Genomic DNA, 17379 nt, shown 5'->3' with positions numbered 1-17379 from the left:
GCGTATAATCGTCGGCAGCGTCAGATGTGTATAAGAGACAGCTTCCCGGGGGGGAGAGGGGATAAGAATTGCGGTTTCGGGGAGACCCGCCCATGACCTTGCTCTTCCAGCTTCTCGTCAACGGACTGATCGTCGGCGCGCTGTACGGCGTCGTGGCGATGTCCTTCGTGCTGATCTACAAGGCCAGCCGCATCGTGAACTTCGCCCAGGGCGAATTCCTGCTGATCGGCGCATGGACCTGCTGGTGGCTGCTGACCTCCTGGCAACTGCCCTTCTGGATCGGCTTCCCGATCACGCTGGCCTTCATGCTGGTCTTCGGCATCGTGCTTCAGGTCGTCGTGCTGCGGCCGATGATCGGGGAGCCGATCATCTCCGTCATCATGGTCACCATCGGCCTGTCGATCTTCTTCCAGGCGATGATGAAGTGGATGTTCGGCGTCTTCGCCAAGCCGTTCCCGACCATCTTCGCCAGCCCGACCGTGAATATCCTCGGGCTCGACGTGCAGACCGTCTACGTGATGAGCCTGGTCATCTCGATCCTGATCATGGCGGGCTTCGGCTGGTTCTTCAAATACTCGCGGATGGGTCTGGCGATGCGGGCGACCGCCTTCGACCAGCAGGTGGCGCAGTCGCTGGGCATCTCTGTCCGCCACATGTTCGCGATGAGCTGGGCCATCTCCGCCATGGTGTCGGCGGTGGCCGGCGTCACGGTCGGCGTCGTCAACGGCGTGTCCTCCGCGCTCTCCTTCTTCGGCATCAAGGTCTTCCCGGCGGTCATCCTCGGCGGGCTGGACAGCGTGGCCGGGGCGGTTCTGGGCGGCCTGATCGTCGGCGTGCTGGAGAATCTCGCGCACTACCTGGACAGCCAGTGGCTGAACTGGGGCAACATGTACGAGATCGCCCCCTTCTACGTCCTGATCGTCATCCTGATGATCAAGCCCTACGGCCTCTTCGGCACCAAGGACATCGAGCGCGTGTAAGGAGCGGCCGCAACCATGGCGAACATCAGTCTCATCCCCTGCGGCGACTTCAAGACCCGGTACGCCGCCGACACGACCATCTTCCCGACCAAGACCAGCCGCAACTTCGCGATCCTGGGCGTGGCGCTGCTGCTGCTCTGCCCGGCCTTCATGGACCGCTACTGGCTGAACCTGTGCATCCAGATCGGCTATCTCGGCATCGCGGCGCTGGGGCTGAACATCCTGGTCGGATTCACCGGCCAGATCTCCATCGGGCACGCCGCCTTCTTCGGCTTCGGCGCCTTCTCGTCGGCGTGGCTGTCGAACAGCTTCGGCATCCCGGTGGCGCTCGCCATCCCGCTGGCCGGCGTGATGACCACCGCGGTCGGCATGCTGTTCGGCATCCCGGCGGCGCGGCTGAAGGGCCTGTACCTCGCCATCGCCACACTGGCGGCGCAGTACATCCTCCAGGACTTCTTCTCGCGCGCCGACTGGTTCACCGGCGGCACCGCCGGCACCATCGCGGAGCCGTTCACCCTGTTCGGCTACGCCTTCGACACCGACGAGAGCTTCTTCTACGTCGTGCTGGTCTATGTGGTCGTCATGTACATCCTGGCGACCAACCTGATGCGGTCCCGCGACGGGCGGGCGCTGGTGGCGGTCCGTGACCATTATCTCTCCGCGGAGATCATGGGCATCAACCTGACCAAGTACCGCACGATGTCCTTCGGCATCTCGTCCTTCTACGCCGGCATCGGCGGCGCGCTCTACGCCCACTACCTGCAGTTCGTGTCGGTGGAGGGCTTCACGATCCTCTTCTCGATCCAGTTCCTCGGCATGATCATCATCGGGGGCCTGGGCTCGATCATGGGCTCGCTGATGGGCACCGCCTTCATGGTGCTGCTGCCCGAGGTGATGCAGGCCATCACCACGGCGCTGTCCGGCACCGCCATCGACGCCGCGCTGAACCTGAGGGAGGCCATCGCCTTCCTGCGCGAAATGGCCATCGGCCTGGTCATCATCCTGTTCCTGGTCTTCGAGCCGGACGGGCTGGCCCACCGCTGGAAGCAGATCAAGGCCTACTGGAAGCTCTACCCGTTCTCGCACTGACACGCTTTTCGCAACACGGCTTCTGAAAAACATAACGACTGGGAGAAAACGCACCATGACCATGAAGACCGTCCTGCTGGCGTCCGCCGCCGTTGTCCTGCTCGGCACCGGGACCGCCAACGCCCAGAAGATCCCGGTCGGCCACCTCGCCGACCAGTCCGGCGCCACGTCGGACGTGGGCGTGCCCTTCGGCCAGGGCGTCGCCGACGCGCTCGCCTACATCAACAAGAACGGCGGCGTCGGCGGCACGACGATGGACGTCGAGACCGTGGACTACGGCTATCAGGCGCCGCGCGCCATCAGCCAGTACAAGAAGTGGTCGTCGGGCAGCGGCAAGGTCGCGGCCATCCAGGGCTGGGGCACCGCCGACACCGAGGCACTGACCGGCTTCGTCGGCAAGGACGAGATCCCCTACTATTCCGGCTCCTACTCGGGCCACCTGACCGACCCGACCGGCAAGGGCCCGCACGGCTCCAAGCCGGCCCCGTACAACTTCTTCTACGGCCCGTCCTACTCCGACGGCCTGCGCGCCATGCTGATGTGGGCGGCCGACGACTGGAAGAAGAAGGGCGGCTCGGGCAAGCCCAAGTACGTCCACATGGGCGCCAACCACCCCTACCCGAACGCACCGAAGGAAGCGGGTGAGGCGCTCGCCAAGGAGCTTGGCTTCGACGTCCTGCCGGCGGTCCAGTTCGCCCTGACGCCGGGCGACTACACCGCCCAGTGCCTGACGCTGAAGGAGGCCGGCGCCAACTACGCCTATCTCGGCAACACGGCAGGCTCGAACATCTCCGTGCTGAAGGCCTGCCAGACGGTCGGCGCGCAGGTGCAGTTCATGGGCAACGTCTGGGGCATGGACGAGAACGCCGCCAAGGCCGCCGGTTCCGCCGCCAACGGCGTGATCTTCCCGGTGCGCACCGCGGCGATCTGGGGCGGCGACGCGCCGGGCATGAAGATCGTCAAGGAGATCTCCAAGGTCTCCGACGCCGCCGGCACCGCCTACCGTCCCGTGCACTACGTGTCGGGCATCTGCTCCGCCTTTTACATGAAGGAAGCGATGGACTGGGCGAAGCAGAACGGCGGCGTGACCGGCCCGAACATCCGCAAGGGCATGTACCAGAAGAAGGATTGGGTGCCGGCGGGCCTCGAGGGCGTCTGCGTGCCGTCGACCTGGACCGAGACCGACCACCGCGGCATGGACAAGGTCAACCTGTACCGCGCCAACGTGACCGGCGACACCGGCGGTTCGGTGGACGAGCTGGTGAAGGCCGGCACGATCAAGCTGGAGAAGATCGCCACCGTCGACGTCCCGCGCAAGCCGGAGTGGCTGGGCTGGTAAGCCGGACCGCCCCCGCCGTCGCCGTGAAAGGGCGGCGGGGGCACCCGTCCCGTCTCACTGCATCAGGTGCCGCATCATGAACGCCGCCACCGCGACCGCCGCGGTCAATCCCGCCAGCGCTCCGGCGCCGGTTCCCGGCACGGCCAAGGCGCCGCTGCTGTCCGTCAACAACATCGAGGTCGTCTACAACGACGTCATCCTGGTGCTCCGCGGTCTCAGCCTGGAAGTGCCGGAAGGGGAGATCGTCGCCCTGCTGGGCGCCAACGGCGCCGGCAAATCGACGACGCTGAAGGCCATCTCCGGGCTGCTGAAGACCGAGGACGGCGAGGTCACGCGCGGCGACATTTCCTTCGCGGGCGAGCGCATCAACGGCATCGACCCCGACAAGATCGTCCGGCGCGGCATCTTCCAGGTGATGGAGGGCCGCCGCATCATCGGCGACATGACCTGCCAGGAGAATCTGCGCCTCGGCGCCTTCACCCGCCGCGACGGCGGCGTGAAGGACGACATCGAGATGGTCTATCACTACTTTCCTCGCCTGAAGGAGCGCACCGGCCTCGCCGGCTACCTGTCCGGCGGCGAGCAGCAGATGCTGGCCATCGGGCGCGCGATGATGGCGCGGCCGAAGCTGATCCTGATGGACGAGCCGTCCATGGGCCTGTCACCGCTGATGGTGAAGGAGGTCTTCAGCATCATCCGGCAGATCAACAAGGACTTGGGCGTCACCATCCTGCTAGTTGAGCAGAACGCCCGCATGGCGCTCCAGGCCGCGACGCGCGGCTACATCATGGAGAACGGCAAGGTCGTTCTGGACGGCACCGCCGAAGAGCTGCGCAACAACGAGGACGTGAAGGAATTCTACCTCGGCGGCGGCAACGAAGAGCGAAAGAGCTTCAAGAATCTGAAGAGCTTCAAGCGCCGGAAGCGCTGGATTTGAACGTTTCCCTCTCCCCAGAGGGTAGAGGGGACAAGAAAAACAGCCGGGAGGCATCGGTGTCCGACACTTACGATCAACTCGAAACCCGCTCTCCCGACCGGCGCGAGGCGGAGCTGTTCGCGGCGCTGCCGGCGCAGATCGCCCACGCCAAGGCGAACGCGCCCTACTTCACCCGCCTGCTGGCCGATGTGGACCCTGCCGCCGTCGGTGACCGGGCGGCGCTCGCCGCGCTGCCGGTGACGCGCAAGTCGGACCTGATCGCGCTGCAGAAGGACGCGCCGCCCTTCGGCGGAATGACCACCGTCCCCATCGGGCGGTTGGCCCGCGTCTTCGCCTCGCCCGGCCCGATCCACGATCCGGAGGCGCACGGCACGGACCCTTGGCGCACCGCGCGGGCGCTCTACGCCTCGGGCATTCGCGGCGGCGACCTCGTGCAGAACTGCTTCGCCTACCACCTGACCCCCGCGGGCTCGATGTTCGAGACGGGGGCGCACGCGCTGGGCTGCGCGGTCATCCCCGCCGGAGTCGGCAACACCGAGATGCAGGCCCAGGTCGCCGCCCATCTGAAGCCGCGGGCCTACATCGGCACGCCCGACTTCCTGAAGATCATCCTGGAGAAGGGCGATGAGCTGGGGCTGGACCTGTCCTCCATCATGATCGGCCATCTGACCGGCGGCCCCTTCCTGCCGGACGCCCGCGCCTATTACGAGGGCCGGGGCATCGCCGCCTACCAGAGCTACGGCACCGCCGACCTCGGCCTCGTCGCCTACGAGACGACGGCCCGCGCCGGGCTGGTGGTGGAGGAGGGCGTGATCGTGGAGATCGTCCGCCCCGGCACCGGCGATCCCGTGCCGGCGGGGGAGGTCGGGGAGGTCGTCGTCACCACCTTCAACCAGGCCTATCCGCTGGTCCGCTTCGCCACCGGCGACCTGTCGGCCGTCCTGCCCGGCGAAAGCCCCTGCGGGCGCACCAACATGCGGCTGAAGGGCTGGATGGGCCGCGCCGACCAGACCACCAAGGTCAAGGGCATGTTCGTCCACCCGCAGCAGATCGCCGAGGTGCTGCGCCGTCACCCGCAGATCGGCAAGGCCCGCCTCGTCGTCGGGCGGGAGGACGCCAATGACACCATGACCCTGCGCTGCGAGTCGCTCGAGTCCGGCGAGGCATTGGCGGCTTCGGTGCGTGAAACTCTGGCCGCCGTCACCAAATTGAAGGGTGTCGTGGAGTTCGCGGCCCCCGGCAGCCTGCCCAACGACGGCAAGGTCATCGAGGACGCCCGCGCCTGAGACCCGAAAACAACGATAACCGACCCGATACACACAAGGACCTTTTCGACATGAGCGTCAGCACCGACCTCCAGCTCGACCCCTTCGCGCTCGCCAGGGAGCTGTCGGGCAAGCATTTCTTCGGCGGCGACTTCCGCCCGGCCTCCTCCGGCAAGGGCTTCCCCGTCGTGAACCCGGCGACCGGCGAGACGGTCGCCGAGGCCGCCTTCGGCGAGGCGGCGGACGTCGATGCCGCGGTGGCCGCCGCGGTGGCCGCGCAGAAGGAATGGGCCAAGCGTCCGGTGCGCGAGCGCGGCAAGCTGGTCGCCGAGTGCGGGCGCGTGCTCGACGCCCACAAGGAGGAAATCGCCAAGCTGATCGCGCTGGAGACCGGCAAGGCCCTGCGCACCGAATCGCGCGTCGAGGCCGGCGTCCTGTCCGACGCCTTCGTCTTCTTCGGCGGCTTGGCGCCGGAGTTGAAGGGTGAAACCATTCCCTTCAACCCGTCGATGCTGACCATGACGGTGCGCGAGCCGGTGGGCGTGGTCGGCGCGATCATTCCATGGAACGTGCCGCTGCTGCTGATGGCGCTGAAGATCGCCCCCGCGATGGTGGCGGGCAACGCCGTGGTGGTGAAGTCGGCGGAGGAGGCGCCGCTCGCCGTGCTGCGCGTCGTGCAGCTCATCAACACGGTGATTCCGGCAGGTGTGGTGAACATCCTGTCGGGCTACGGCCCGGAATGCGGCGCCCCGCTGGTGGCGCACAAGGACGTCAAGAAGGTGACCTTCACCGGCTCGGTCGAGACCGGCAAGATCGTCTACAAGACCGCCGCCGAGAAGCTGATCCCGGTGACGCTGGAGCTGGGCGGCAAGAGCCCGATGATCGTCTGCGGCGACGCCGACTTGGATCAGGCCATCGCGGGCGCCATCGCCGGCATGCGCTTCACCCGCCAGGGCCAGAGCTGTACCGCATCGTCGCGCATCTTCGTCCATGACAGCATCCACGACGCTTTCGTGGAGAAGCTGAAGGAGAAGGTGAACGCGATGAAGATGGGCGACCCGCTGGACGAGTCGACCGACATCGGCACCATTGTCTCGCCACAGCAGCTCGACCGGGTGCAGAGCTACATCGCCATTGGCAAGGAGGGTGGGGCGACGCCGCATGTCTGCTCCGCAATGCCGTCCGACCCGAAACTGACCAAGGGCCTGTACGTACAGCCGCATATCTTCACCGGCGTGAAGAACAGCGACCGCATTGCGCAGGAGGAAATCTTCGGCCCGGTCTGCTGCGTCATCCGCTGGACCGACTACGAAGAGGTCATCGCCCAGGCCAACGACACCGAATACGGCCTCGCCGCGACGATCTGGACGCGCGACCTGAAGGTGGCCATGGACGCGGTGCATCGCCTGGAGGCCGGATTCGTCCAGGTGAACCAGAATCTGGTGGTGCAGCCGAACCTGTCCTATGGCGGCGTGAAGTCGTCGGGGCTGGGCAAGGAGGCCTCGCTGGAAGCGATGCTGGAGCACTTCACCCACAAGAAGACGATCATCATCAACATGAAGTGAACTGACCCTCTTGGCCCTCCTCCAGAAGGGGGACGGGCCAAGAGGCCTTGCCACGCCCATTTCCATACGCTACCGTACGGCTCCATACGTCGCCGTATGGCGGGAACGAAGAACAGACCTCCGGGGGGAGCGCCAACACCATGCTGTCGAACCAGTATCCGACCCTGAACTTCGACCTCGGCGAATCCGCGGACATGCTGCGCGACACCGTGCGCAGTTTCGCCGCCGACGAGATCGCGCCCCGCGCCGCCGAGATCGACCGGACCAACGAGTTCCCGAACGAGCTGTGGCGGAAGTTCGGCGACCTCGGCGTGCTCGGCATCACGGCGGAGGAGGAATACGGCGGCGCCGGCATGGGCTATCTGGAGCATGTCGTGGCGATGGAGGAGATCTCCCGTGCCTCGGCCTCGGTCGGCCTCAGCTACGGCGCGCACTCCAACCTCTGCGTCAACCAGATCCGCAAGAACGGCACGGCGGAGCAGAAGACCCGCTACCTGCCCAAGCTGATTTCCGGCGAGCACATCGGCGCGCTCGCCATGTCGGAGCCGAACGCCGGGTCCGACGTGGTGTCGATGAAGCTGCGCGCTGAGAAGAAGGGCGACCGCTACGTGCTGAACGGCACGAAGATGTGGATCACCAACGGGCCGGACGCCGACACGCTGGTGGTCTACGCCAAGACCGACGTCAACGCCGGCCCGCGCGGCATCACCGCCTTCCTTATTGAGAAGTCCTTCAAGGGCTTCTCCGTCGCGCAGAAACTCGACAAGCTGGGCATGCGCGGCTCCAACACCGGCGAGTTGGTGTTCGAGGATTGCGAGGTGCCGGAGGAGAACATCCTGGGCGGCGTCGGGCGCGGTGTGAACGTGCTGATGTCGGGCCTCGACTATGAGCGCGCGGTGCTGGCCGGCGGGCCGCTCGGCATCATGCAGGCCTGCATGGACGTGGTGGTTCCCTATCTGCACGACCGCAAGCAGTTCGGCCAGCCGATCGGCGAGTTCCAGCTCATGCAGGGCAAGCTGGCCGACATGTACACGATCATGAACGCCGCCAAGGCCTACGTGTACGCCGTCGCCAAGGCCTGCGACCGCGGCGAGACGGCCCGCAAGGACGCCGCCGGGGCGATCCTCTTCGCCGCCGAAAAGGCGACCTGGATGGCGCTGGAGGCCATTCAGACTCTGGGCGGCAATGGCTACATCAACGAATACCCGACGGGCCGCCTGCTGCGCGACGCCAAGCTCTACGAGATCGGCGCCGGCACCAGCGAGATCCGCCGCATGCTGATCGGGCGCGAGCTGTTCAAGGAAACGGCCTGAGGGAAACGGCATAAAGCCGGAGGGAAGGGAATGACCATGACCGATACCGTTGTCATCGCGGGCGCCGCCCGCACGCCGATGGGTGGCTTCCAGGGCGACTTGCAGGGGCTGACCGCGCCGCAGCTCGGCTCCGCCGCCATCAAGGCGGCGCTGGAGCGCGCGGGCGTGAAGCCGGACGCCGTGGACGAGGTCTTCATGGGCAACGTCCTGCCCGCCGGTCTGGGGCAGGCGCCGGCCCGTCAGGCGTCGCTCGGCGCCGGCATCCCGGAGGCGGCGGGCTGCACGACCATCTCCAAGGTCTGCGGGTCTGGCATGAAGGCGGTGATGCTCGCCACCGACCTCATCAAGGCCGGCTCGGCGGAGATCATGGTCGCCGGCGGCATGGAGAGCATGTCCAACGCTCCCTACTTGCTGGACCGTGCGCGCGGCGGCTACCGCATGGGCCATGGGCGCGTGCTCGACCACATGTTCCTCGACGGGCTGGAGGACGCCTACGACCGCGGGCGCCTGATGGGCACCTTCGCGGAGGAATGCGCCACCCATTACCAGTTCACCCGCGAGGCGCAGGACAACTACGCCATCGAGAGCCTGAACCGCGCCCGCCGCGCGACCGAGGACGGCAGCTTCGTCAAGGAGATCACCGCGGTCATCGTCAAGGGCCGCAAGGGCGACACGGTGGTGGAGAAGGACGAGCAGCCGCTGAAGGCCGACCCGGCCAAGATCCCGACGCTGAAGCCGGCCTTCGCCAAGGACGGCACGGTGACGGCGGCCAACGCCTCCTCCATTTCCGACGGTGCGGCGGCGCTGGTGCTGACCACCCGGTCGAACGCGGAGAAGCTGGGCCTGCCGATCCTGGCGGAGATCAAGGCCCACGCCAACCACGCCCAGGCCCCGGCCTGGTTCACCACCGCCCCGGTCGGTGCGATCAATAAGGTGCTGGAGCGCGCCGGCTGGTCGGCCAAGGACGTGGACCTCTACGAGCTGAACGAGGCCTTCGCCGTGGTCGCCATGGCGGCCATGCGCGAACTCGACATCCCGCACGACAAGATCAACGTGCATGGCGGCGCCTGCGCGCTCGGCCATCCGATCGGTGCCTCGGGGGCGCGCATCCTCGTCACGCTGCTGGCGGCGCTGGAGAAGAACGGGCTGAAGCGCGGCGTTGCCTCGCTGTGCATCGGCGGCGGCGAGGCCACGGCGGTGGCGGTGGAGTTGGTGTAAGGGCAGGGGAATCATAATCCCCTCTCCCCTCCGGGGAGAGGGTTAGGGTGAGGGGGTTGCGCATGTCGAAGCGTTCGGCAAAAGCGCAACCCCCTCACCCCGGCCCTCTCCCCGGAGGGGAGAGGGAGAACGGGAGGGAAAGCAATGCGGCTGACGGAAGAGCAGCGGATGGTGCGCGACATGGCGCGGGACTTCGCGGCGGAGCGGCTGGCGCCCACCGCCGCCGAGCGCGACCGCACCGGCGCCTTCCCCAGGGAGGAGTTGGCCGAGATGGGCCGGCTCGGCCTGATGGGCATGCTGGTGCCGGAGGAGTTCGATGGCGCCGGCACCGACCACATCGCCTACGCGCTCGCCATTGAGGAGATCGCGGCGGGCGATGGCGCCATCTCCACCATCATGAGCGTGCACAACTCCGTCGGCTGCATGCCGATCCTGAAGTTCGGCAGCGCCGAGCAGAAGGACCGCTTCCTGAAGCCGATGGCCCGCGGCGAGCAACTCGGCTGCTTCTGCCTGACCGAGCCGCAGGCGGGGTCCGACGCCGCCGCCATCAAGACCCGCGCCCGCCGCGACGGCAACCACTGGGTCCTCAACGGCACCAAGCAGTTCATCACCTCCGGCAAGAACGCCGACGTCGCCATCGTCTTCGCGGTCAGCGACCCCGACGCCGGCAAGAAGGGCATCACCGCCTTCATCGTGCCGACCGACACCCCCGGCTTCCAGGTCGCGCGGGTCGAGGAGAAGCTCGGCCAGAGCTGTTCCGATACCTGCCAGATCGTCCTTGAGGACTGCCGCATCCCCGCCGACCTGATGCTCGGCGCGGAGGGCGGCGGCTACCGGGTGGCGCTCGCCAATCTGGAGGGCGGGCGCATCGGCATCGCGTCGCAGTCGGTGGGCATGGCGCGTTCCGCGCTCGACCACGCCACCCGCTACGCCCAGGAGCGGCAGAGCATGGGCGTGCCGATCATCCAGCATCAGGCGGTGGCCTTCCGGCTGGCCGACATGGCGACGAAGGTGGAGGCCGCGCGCCAGCTCGTCCTGCACGCCGCGAGCCTGCGCGACGCGGGCGAGCCCTGCCTGAAGGAGGCGGCGATGGCGAAGCTGTTCGCCTCGGAAATCGCCGAGCGCGTCTGCTCCGACGCCATCCAGATCCACGGCGGATACGGCTACCTGAATGATTTCCCGGTGGAGCGCATTTATAGAGACGTGCGCGTCTGCCAGATCTATGAGGGCACGAGCGACATTCAACGGCTGGTCATCAGCCGCGCCCTGATGCAGTAGAACAAGAAGAGACGGGAGGACGACGGCCATGACCGTCCTGAAGAGCGCCCTGAACCCGCGCTCCGCCGAGTTCCAGAAGAACGCCGACGCCATGTCCGCCCTGGTCGCCGACCTGCGCGAGAAGGTGGGCGCCATCAAGCAGGGCGGCGGCGCCAAGGCCCGCGACAAGCACCTGTCCCGCGGAAAGCTGCTGCCGCGCGAGCGCATCCGCCAGCTTCTCGACGTGGGATCGCCCTTCCTGGAGCTGTCGCAGATGGCCGCCTACAAGGTCTATGACGACGACATCCCGGCGGCAGGCATCATCACCGGCATCGGCAGCGTGGCTGGGCAGGAATGCATGGTGGTCGTCAACGACGCCACCGTGAAGGGCGGCACCTACTTCCCGCTGACCGTCAAGAAGCACCTGCGGGCGCAGGAAGTGGCGCAGCAGAACAACCTGCCCTGCATCTATCTGGTCGATTCGGGCGGCGCCAACCTGCCGAACCAGGACGAGGTGTTCCCCGACCGCGACCATTTCGGCCGCATCTTCTTCAATCAGGCCAACATGTCGGCCCAGGGCATCCCGCAGATCGCCGTGGTGATGGGAAGCTGCACGGCGGGCGGCGCCTATGTGCCCGCCATGTCGGACGAGGCGATCATCGTGCGCAACCAGGGCACCATCTTCCTCGGCGGCCCGCCGCTGGTGAAGGCGGCGACCGGGGAGGTGGTGTCGGCGGAGGACCTCGGCGGGGCCGACGTGCATTCCCGCACCTCCGGCGTGACCGACCATTACGCGATGAACGACGCCCACGCGCTCGCCATGGCGCGCAAGGTCGTGTCGAACCTGAACCGCAGCAAGCGCATCGACATGGACCTGCGCGAGCCGCAGGAGCCGGCCTACGACCCCCGTGAACTCTACGGCGTGATCCCCAGCGACCCGCGCAAGCCCTTCGACGTGCGCGAGGTCATCGCCCGAGTGGTCGACGGCTCGGTGCTGGACGAGTTCAAGCCGCTCTACGGCACGACGCTGGTCTGCGGCTTCGCCCACATCTTCGGCTATCCGGTCGGCATCATCGCCAACAACGGCATCCTGTTCAGCGAATCCGCCCTGAAGGGCGCGCATTTCGTCGAGTTGTGCTGCCAGCGCGGCATTCCGCTGGTCTTCCTGCAGAACATCACCGGCTTCATGGTCGGGCGGAAGTACGAGGCGGGCGGCATCGCCAAGGACGGCGCGAAGCTGGTCACCGCCGTCGCCTGCGCCAAGGTGCCGAAATTCACCGTCATCATCGGCGGCAGCTATGGTGCGGGCAACTACGGCATGTGCGGCCGCGCCTACAGCCCGCGCTTCCTGTGGATGTGGCCGAACTCGCGCATCTCCGTGATGGGTGGGGAACAGGCCGCGGGCGTGCTCGCCCAGGTCCGGCGCGACGCCATGGAATCCCAGGGCAGGAGCTGGGCGCCGGAGGAGGAGGAGGCCTTCAAGGCCCCGATCCGCCAGCAGTACGAGGACCAGGGCCATCCCTACTACGCCTCCGCCCGGCTGTGGGACGACGGCATCATCGACCCGGCGGACACCCGCATGGTGCTCGGCCTCGGCCTGTCGGCGTCGCTGAACGCCCCGGTCGAGAAGACCACCTTCGGCGTGTTCCGGATGTGAGCGGGGGGACGACGAGCATGAGCGACATTCTGATCGACATCGCCGACAGCGGCTCCCTGGGCGGCGTGGCGACCGTTACGATGAACCGGGCGGAGGTGCACAACGCCTTCAACGAGCGGGTCATCGCCGATCTAACCGACGCCTTCCTCAGCCTGGGATCGAACCCGGACGTCCGCGCCATCCTGCTGCGCGGCGCGGGCAAGAGCTTTTCCGCCGGAGCCGACCTCGGCTGGATGAAGAAGATGGCGGGTTACAGCCATGGCGAAAACGTCGAGGACGCCATGGGCCTCGCCACCATGCTGCGCACGCTGGACGAATGCCCGAAGCCGACCATCGCCGTGGTGCAGGGTCCGGCCTTCGGCGGCGGGGTGGGGCTGGTCGCCGCCTGCGACATCGCCATCGCCGCCGAGACCGCCAGCTTCGCCTTGACCGAGGTGCGGCTGGGCCTGATCCCCGCGGTCATCAGCCCCTACGTCGTCGCCGCGATGGGCGAGCGCACCTGCCGACGCTACTTCCTGACGGCGGAGCGCTTCTCCGCCGCCGAGGCGCTGCGGCTCGGCCTGCTGCACCAGACCCTCCCGGCGACGGAGCTGGACGCCGCGGTCGAGGTGATGGTGCGCAACCTGCTGCAATGCGGCCCGGCCTCGCAGACCGCGGCCAAGGAGCTGATCCGCGCCGTGGCGCGCCGTCCGCTGGACGACGCGCTGGTCCGCGACACGGCGGAGCGCATCGCCCGCCAGCGCGCGAGCGACGAGGGGAGGGAGGGCGTCGGCGCCTTCCTGGAGAAACGCGAACCGGCGTGGCGGAGCTGACGGACCATGTTCGACAAGATTCTGATCGCAAACCGCGGCGAGATCGCCTGCCGCGTCATCCGCACCGCCCGCCGCATGGGCATCCGCACCGTCGCCGTGTACTCGGAAGCCGACGCCCGCGCCATGCATGTGGAGATGGCCGACGAGGCCGTCTGCATCGGCCCGGCGCCGGTCGGCGAGAGCTACCTGCGCGGCGACGCGATCCTTGAGGTCGCGAAGCGCACCGGCGCCCAGGCCATCCATCCCGGCTACGGCTTCCTGTCGGAGAACGCCGGCTTCGCGGCGGCCTGCGCCGAGGCCGGCGTGGTCTTCATCGGCCCGCCGATCGAGGCCATCCGCGTCATGGGCTCCAAGGCGGAATCCAAGCGCGTGATGTCCCAGGTCGACGTGCCGCTGGTCCCCGGCTTCCACGGCGAGGCCCAGGACCTGGAGACGTTGAGCGCGGAGGCCGAGCGCATCGGCTACCCGGTGCTGGTCAAGGCGTCGGCGGGCGGCGGCGGCAAGGGGATGCGCGTGGTCCGCGCCGCCGGCGAATTCGCCGACGCGGTCGCCGGCGCCAAGCGCGAGGCGAAGGCCGCCTTCGGCGACGACAGCGTGCTTCTGGAAAAGTATCTGGGCCGCCCGCGCCATGTGGAGATCCAGGTCTTCTGCGACACCCACGGCAACGGCGTCTATCTGTTCGAGCGCGACTGCTCGATCCAGCGCCGCCATCAGAAGGTGATCGAGGAGGCCCCGGCCCCGGCGCTGCCCGACGACCTGCGCCGCCGCATGGGCGAGGCCGCGGTGGCCGCCGCCAAGGCGGTGAACTACGTCGGCGCCGGGACCGTGGAATTCCTCTACGAGGACGGCGGATTCTACTTCATCGAGATGAACACCCGCCTCCAGGTCGAGCATCCGGTGACCGAGAAGATCACCGGCCAGGACCTCGTCGAATGGCAGCTGCGCGTCGCCGCCGGCGGCACGCTGCCGCTGATGCAGGACCAGCTCACCCGCCGCGGCCACGCCTTCGAGGCGCGCCTCTACGCGGAGGACCCGCAGCGCGAGTTCCTGCCGGCCATCGGCAAGCTGGTCCGCCTGCGCCCGCCCGCCGAGAACGACCATGTCCGCGTCGACACCGGCGTCCGCGAGGGCGACGAGGTCACCATGTTCTACGACCCGATGATCGCCAAGCTGATCGTCTGGGACGAGGACCGCGAGGCGGCACTCCGCCGCTTGCGCGTGGCGCTCGCCGCCTACGAGGTGGTCGGGGTGACCACCAACGTCGCCTTCCTCGGCGCCATCGCCGGGCATCCGGCCTTCCGCGCGGTGGAGATCGACACCGGCTTCATCGAGCGGCACCGCGCCGATCTGCTGCCCCCGCCGGCTCCGGTGCCGGACCGCGGGCTGGCCATCGCCGCGCTCAGCGTGCTGCTCCGCCGCAACGCCGACGCCCGCAAGGCCCGCCGCGCCGCGTCGGATCCCTGGTCGCCCTGGCTGTCGGCCAGCGGCTGGCGCCTCAACGACGACAACCACCACGACCTGCGCCTGCTCGACGGCGACACGCCGCGCGGCCTGACCCTGCATTTCCGCCCCGACGGCTACGAGATCGAGGTGGAGGGCCGCCCGGCCATCCGGGCGGAGCGGGTGACGCTCGATGGCGAGACGCTGACCGCCACCATCGACGCGGTGCGCACCCGCGCCACGGTGGTCTGCCAGGGGCTGGACCTGACCATCCTATCGGATGGAGCGGTGTGGCGCCTGCATCTGGACGACCCGACCGCCCGCGCCGCGGAGCAGGAGGGCGGGTCCGGCCGCCTGACCGCGCCGATGCCCGGCACCGTCGTCCGCGTGCTGGTCGAGCCCGGCCAGACGGTGGAGGCGGGCGCGCCGCTGATGCTGCTGGAGGCGATGAAGATGGAGCACACCATCAAGGCCCCCGCCGCCGGCACGGTCAGCGCCGTCAACTTCGCGGCGGGCGATCAGGTGTCCGAAGGCGTGGACCTGCTGGTCCTCGACGTGGCGGAGGGATGAGCATGCGTCTGCCCAGGAGCGTCCGCATGGTGGAGGTCGGCCCGCGCGACGGCCTCCAGAACGAGAAGCAGATCGTCCCGACGGCGGTGAAGATCGGTCTGGTCGACCGGCTGACCGACGCCGGGCTGACCGCCATCGAGGCCGGCAGCTTCGTGTCGCCCAAATGGGTCCCGCAGATGGCCGACACGCCGGACGTCTTCGCCGGCATCCGCCGCAAGGAGGGGGTGCGCTATGCAGCCCTCACACCGAACGCCAAGGGGCTGGAGGGCGCGCTCGCCGCCCGCGCCGACGAGGTGGCGGTCTTCGCCGCCGCGTCGGAAAGCTTCAGCCAGAAGAACATCAACTGCTCCATCGCCGAAAGCCTGGACCGCTTCGTTCCGGTGCTGGAGCAGGCGAAGGCTCGGGGCGTGCCGGTGCGCGGCTACGTCTCCTGCGTGCTCGGCTGCCCCTACGAGGGGGAGATCGCCCCGGCGGCGGTGGCCGAGGTGGCCGGCCGGCTGCTCGACATGGGCTGTTACGAGGTCTCGCTCGGCGACACCATCGGCACCGGCACCCCGGCCAAGGCCCAGGCGATGATCGCGGCGGTGGCGGAGCGCGTGCCGATGGAGCGCTTGGCGGTGCATTTCCACGACACCTACGGCCAGGCGCTCGCCAACATCCTGGCGACGCTGGAGATGGGCGTGGCGGTGGTGGACAGCTCCGTCGCCGGGCTGGGCGGCTGCCCCTACGCCAAGGGGGCGTCGGGCAACGTGGCGAGCGAGGACGTGCTCTACATGCTGAACGGGCTGGGCATCGAGACGGGGGTGGACCTCGACCGGCTGGTGGCGGCTGGCGCTTATATCAGCGATGCCATCGGCCGTCCGACCGCCTCGAAGGTCGCCCGCGCGCGGGGATGTGCGTAAAACACGGGGAAGAGGGAAGGGAAGGGCGCCATGAGCTTCACAAACCTGCTGGTGCATGTGGACGACAGCGACCGCTGCGGGGAGCGGCTGACCGTCGCCCTGACCCTGGCGCAGAAGCATGGCGCGACGCTGACCGGCCTGTTCGCGCAGAGCGACAGCTCCGGCGCCGGCATCGTCACGCGCAAGGCCGGCCCGGCGCTGACCCAGGCGGCGCAGCGCGCGCGGGACCTGTTCGAAGAGAAGGCCCGGGAGGCCGGCGTGACGACGCGCTGGTGGCAGCTCGGCCACGGCGAGTACGGCCATGTCATCGCCGAGACGGTGATCTGCTCGCGTTACGTGGACCTCGCCGTCTTCGGCCAGCACGACCCGGAGGACAGCCGCGTCCCGGCGGACCTGCTCGAAGAGGTGGTTCTGAACGCCGGGCGCCCGATCCTGGTCGTGCCGCACGCCGGCACCTATCCCCAGCTCGCCGACCGTCCGGTGATCGCCTGGAACGGCAGCCGCGAGGCCGCCCGCGCCGTCAACGACGCGCTGCCGCTGCTGAAGGGGGCGAGTTCGGTGCTCCTGCTCGCCTTCCACACGCAGCCGCGGGCGGAGGGGGGCGGCAACGTCCCGCAGGTCGACATCCTTGAGCATCTGGCGAGCCACGGCGTGACGGCCACGCAGGAACGCATGACCATCGCCAGCATGACCCCCATGGACGCCGTGCTGTCGCGCGCGTCCGATCATGGCGCCGATCTTCTAGTGATGGGCGGGTTCGGCGGCTATGGCGGTTCGCTGTTCCCGCTGTTCGGGCGGGGCAGCAACACCCGCCAGATCCTGCGCCAGATGACCCTTCCCGTTCTGTTGTCGCACTGAGTTTGTTCGCACGAAAAAAGGAAAGAAGAAGAAATGGCTGACGAGATGGCTCGCGACCCGCGCGAAGTGATGGAGTACGACGTCCTTGTCGTCGGAGCCGGCCCGTCGGGCCTGAGCGCGGCCATCCGCCTGAAACCTGTCTCTTATACACATCTGACGCTGCCGACGATTATACGC

The 17379-nt window shown here is 68.1% G+C and carries 14 protein-coding genes; all 14 read left to right on the top strand.

The features are described 5' to 3' along the window. Window positions 1–92: 92 nt before the first annotated feature. The 14 genes from Q4I23_RS20165 (at window position 93) to Q4I23_RS20100 (ending at window position 17202) form a co-directional block, all read left to right on the top strand. Complete coding sequence (locus Q4I23_RS20165) at window positions 93–980, top strand: branched-chain amino acid ABC transporter permease (RefSeq protein WP_014241711.1); 888 nt, start codon at window positions 93–95, stop codon at window positions 978–980. Between the two features lie 15 nt (window positions 981–995). Continuing rightward, window positions 996–2069 (top strand): branched-chain amino acid ABC transporter permease, encoded by a 1074-nt coding sequence (locus Q4I23_RS20160; protein ID WP_109469029.1) that lies wholly within the window; start codon window positions 996–998, stop codon window positions 2067–2069. A gap of 55 nt (window positions 2070–2124) precedes the next feature. After that, complete coding sequence (locus tag Q4I23_RS20155) at window positions 2125–3408, top strand: ABC transporter substrate-binding protein (RefSeq protein WP_498527374.1); 1284 nt, start codon at window positions 2125–2127, stop codon at window positions 3406–3408. Between the two features lie 76 nt (window positions 3409–3484). Further along, a complete protein-coding gene (locus Q4I23_RS20150) occupies window positions 3485–4345 on the top strand; it encodes an ABC transporter ATP-binding protein (protein ID WP_014241708.1) in 861 nt (286 codons plus the stop codon). Window positions 4346–4401: 56 nt separating this feature from the next. After that, window positions 4402–5631, top strand: coding sequence for a phenylacetate--CoA ligase family protein (locus Q4I23_RS20145; RefSeq protein ID WP_498527373.1), 1230 nt, complete (start codon window positions 4402–4404; stop codon window positions 5629–5631). Window positions 5632–5681: 50 nt separating this feature from the next. Further along, window positions 5682–7175, top strand: coding sequence for an aldehyde dehydrogenase family protein (locus Q4I23_RS20140; protein ID WP_498527372.1), 1494 nt, complete (start codon window positions 5682–5684; stop codon window positions 7173–7175). Between the two features lie 140 nt (window positions 7176–7315). Beyond that, window positions 7316–8488 (top strand): isovaleryl-CoA dehydrogenase, encoded by a 1173-nt coding sequence (locus Q4I23_RS20135; RefSeq protein ID WP_149163742.1) that lies wholly within the window; start codon window positions 7316–7318, stop codon window positions 8486–8488. A gap of 30 nt (window positions 8489–8518) precedes the next feature. After that, complete coding sequence (locus Q4I23_RS20130) at window positions 8519–9706, top strand: acetyl-CoA C-acyltransferase (RefSeq protein WP_498527371.1); 1188 nt, start codon at window positions 8519–8521, stop codon at window positions 9704–9706. 144 nt (window positions 9707–9850) lie between these two features. Beyond that, the gene (locus Q4I23_RS20125; protein WP_498527370.1) at window positions 9851–10984 is read left to right on the top strand and encodes an acyl-CoA dehydrogenase; all 1134 of its coding nucleotides are present in this window, start codon (window positions 9851–9853) and stop codon (window positions 10982–10984) included. Window positions 10985–11012: 28 nt separating this feature from the next. Continuing rightward, complete coding sequence (locus tag Q4I23_RS20120) at window positions 11013–12620, top strand: carboxyl transferase domain-containing protein (RefSeq protein WP_498527369.1); 1608 nt, start codon at window positions 11013–11015, stop codon at window positions 12618–12620. 17 nt (window positions 12621–12637) lie between these two features. Then, window positions 12638–13432 carry an enoyl-CoA hydratase/isomerase family protein gene (locus tag Q4I23_RS20115; protein ID WP_498527368.1) on the top strand — a complete coding sequence of 265 codons (795 nt, stop codon included), beginning with the start codon at window positions 12638–12640 and terminating at the stop codon, window positions 13430–13432. 6 nt (window positions 13433–13438) lie between these two features. Then, complete coding sequence (locus Q4I23_RS20110; RefSeq protein ID WP_498527367.1) at window positions 13439–15442, top strand: acetyl/propionyl/methylcrotonyl-CoA carboxylase subunit alpha; 2004 nt, start codon at window positions 13439–13441, stop codon at window positions 15440–15442. A gap of 2 nt (window positions 15443–15444) precedes the next feature. Then, entirely contained in the window at window positions 15445–16344 is a 900-nt protein-coding gene (locus Q4I23_RS20105) for a hydroxymethylglutaryl-CoA lyase (RefSeq protein ID WP_498527366.1), read from the top strand. Between the two features lie 30 nt (window positions 16345–16374). Then, window positions 16375–17202, top strand: coding sequence for a universal stress protein (locus Q4I23_RS20100; protein WP_498527365.1), 828 nt, complete (start codon window positions 16375–16377; stop codon window positions 17200–17202). The last annotated feature ends 177 nt before the right edge of the window (window positions 17203–17379 follow it).

The sequence above is a fragment of the Azospirillum sp. UFLA03-27 genome (assembly GCF_059803775.1).
Note: the sequence above shows the minus strand (reverse complement) of the source record. Positions and strands in the feature narration are given on the sequence as shown.

Bases quoted from the DNA above. Each gene is read 5' to 3' on its own strand.
- Q4I23_RS20165 (WP_014241711.1), top strand. From the start codon at position 93: ATGACCTTGCTCTTCCAGCTTCTCGTCAACGGACTGATCGTCGGCGCG.
- Q4I23_RS20160 (WP_109469029.1), top strand. From the start codon at position 996: ATGGCGAACATCAGTCTCATCCCCTGCGGCGACTTCAAGACCCGGTAC.
- Q4I23_RS20155 (WP_498527374.1), top strand. From the start codon at position 2,125: ATGACCATGAAGACCGTCCTGCTGGCGTCCGCCGCCGTTGTCCTGCTC.
- Q4I23_RS20150 (WP_014241708.1), top strand. From the start codon at position 3,485: ATGAACGCCGCCACCGCGACCGCCGCGGTCAATCCCGCCAGCGCTCCG.
- Q4I23_RS20140 (WP_498527372.1), top strand. From the start codon at position 5,682: ATGAGCGTCAGCACCGACCTCCAGCTCGACCCCTTCGCGCTCGCCAGG.
- Q4I23_RS20135 (WP_149163742.1), top strand. From the start codon at position 7,316: ATGCTGTCGAACCAGTATCCGACCCTGAACTTCGACCTCGGCGAATCC.
- Q4I23_RS20130 (WP_498527371.1), top strand. From the start codon at position 8,519: ATGACCATGACCGATACCGTTGTCATCGCGGGCGCCGCCCGCACGCCG.
- Q4I23_RS20125 (WP_498527370.1), top strand. From the start codon at position 9,851: ATGCGGCTGACGGAAGAGCAGCGGATGGTGCGCGACATGGCGCGGGAC.
- Q4I23_RS20120 (WP_498527369.1), top strand. From the start codon at position 11,013: ATGACCGTCCTGAAGAGCGCCCTGAACCCGCGCTCCGCCGAGTTCCAG.
- Q4I23_RS20115 (WP_498527368.1), top strand. From the start codon at position 12,638: ATGAGCGACATTCTGATCGACATCGCCGACAGCGGCTCCCTGGGCGGC.
- Q4I23_RS20110 (WP_498527367.1), top strand. From the start codon at position 13,439: ATGTTCGACAAGATTCTGATCGCAAACCGCGGCGAGATCGCCTGCCGC.
- Q4I23_RS20105 (WP_498527366.1), top strand. From the start codon at position 15,445: ATGCGTCTGCCCAGGAGCGTCCGCATGGTGGAGGTCGGCCCGCGCGAC.
- Q4I23_RS20100 (WP_498527365.1), top strand. From the start codon at position 16,375: ATGAGCTTCACAAACCTGCTGGTGCATGTGGACGACAGCGACCGCTGC.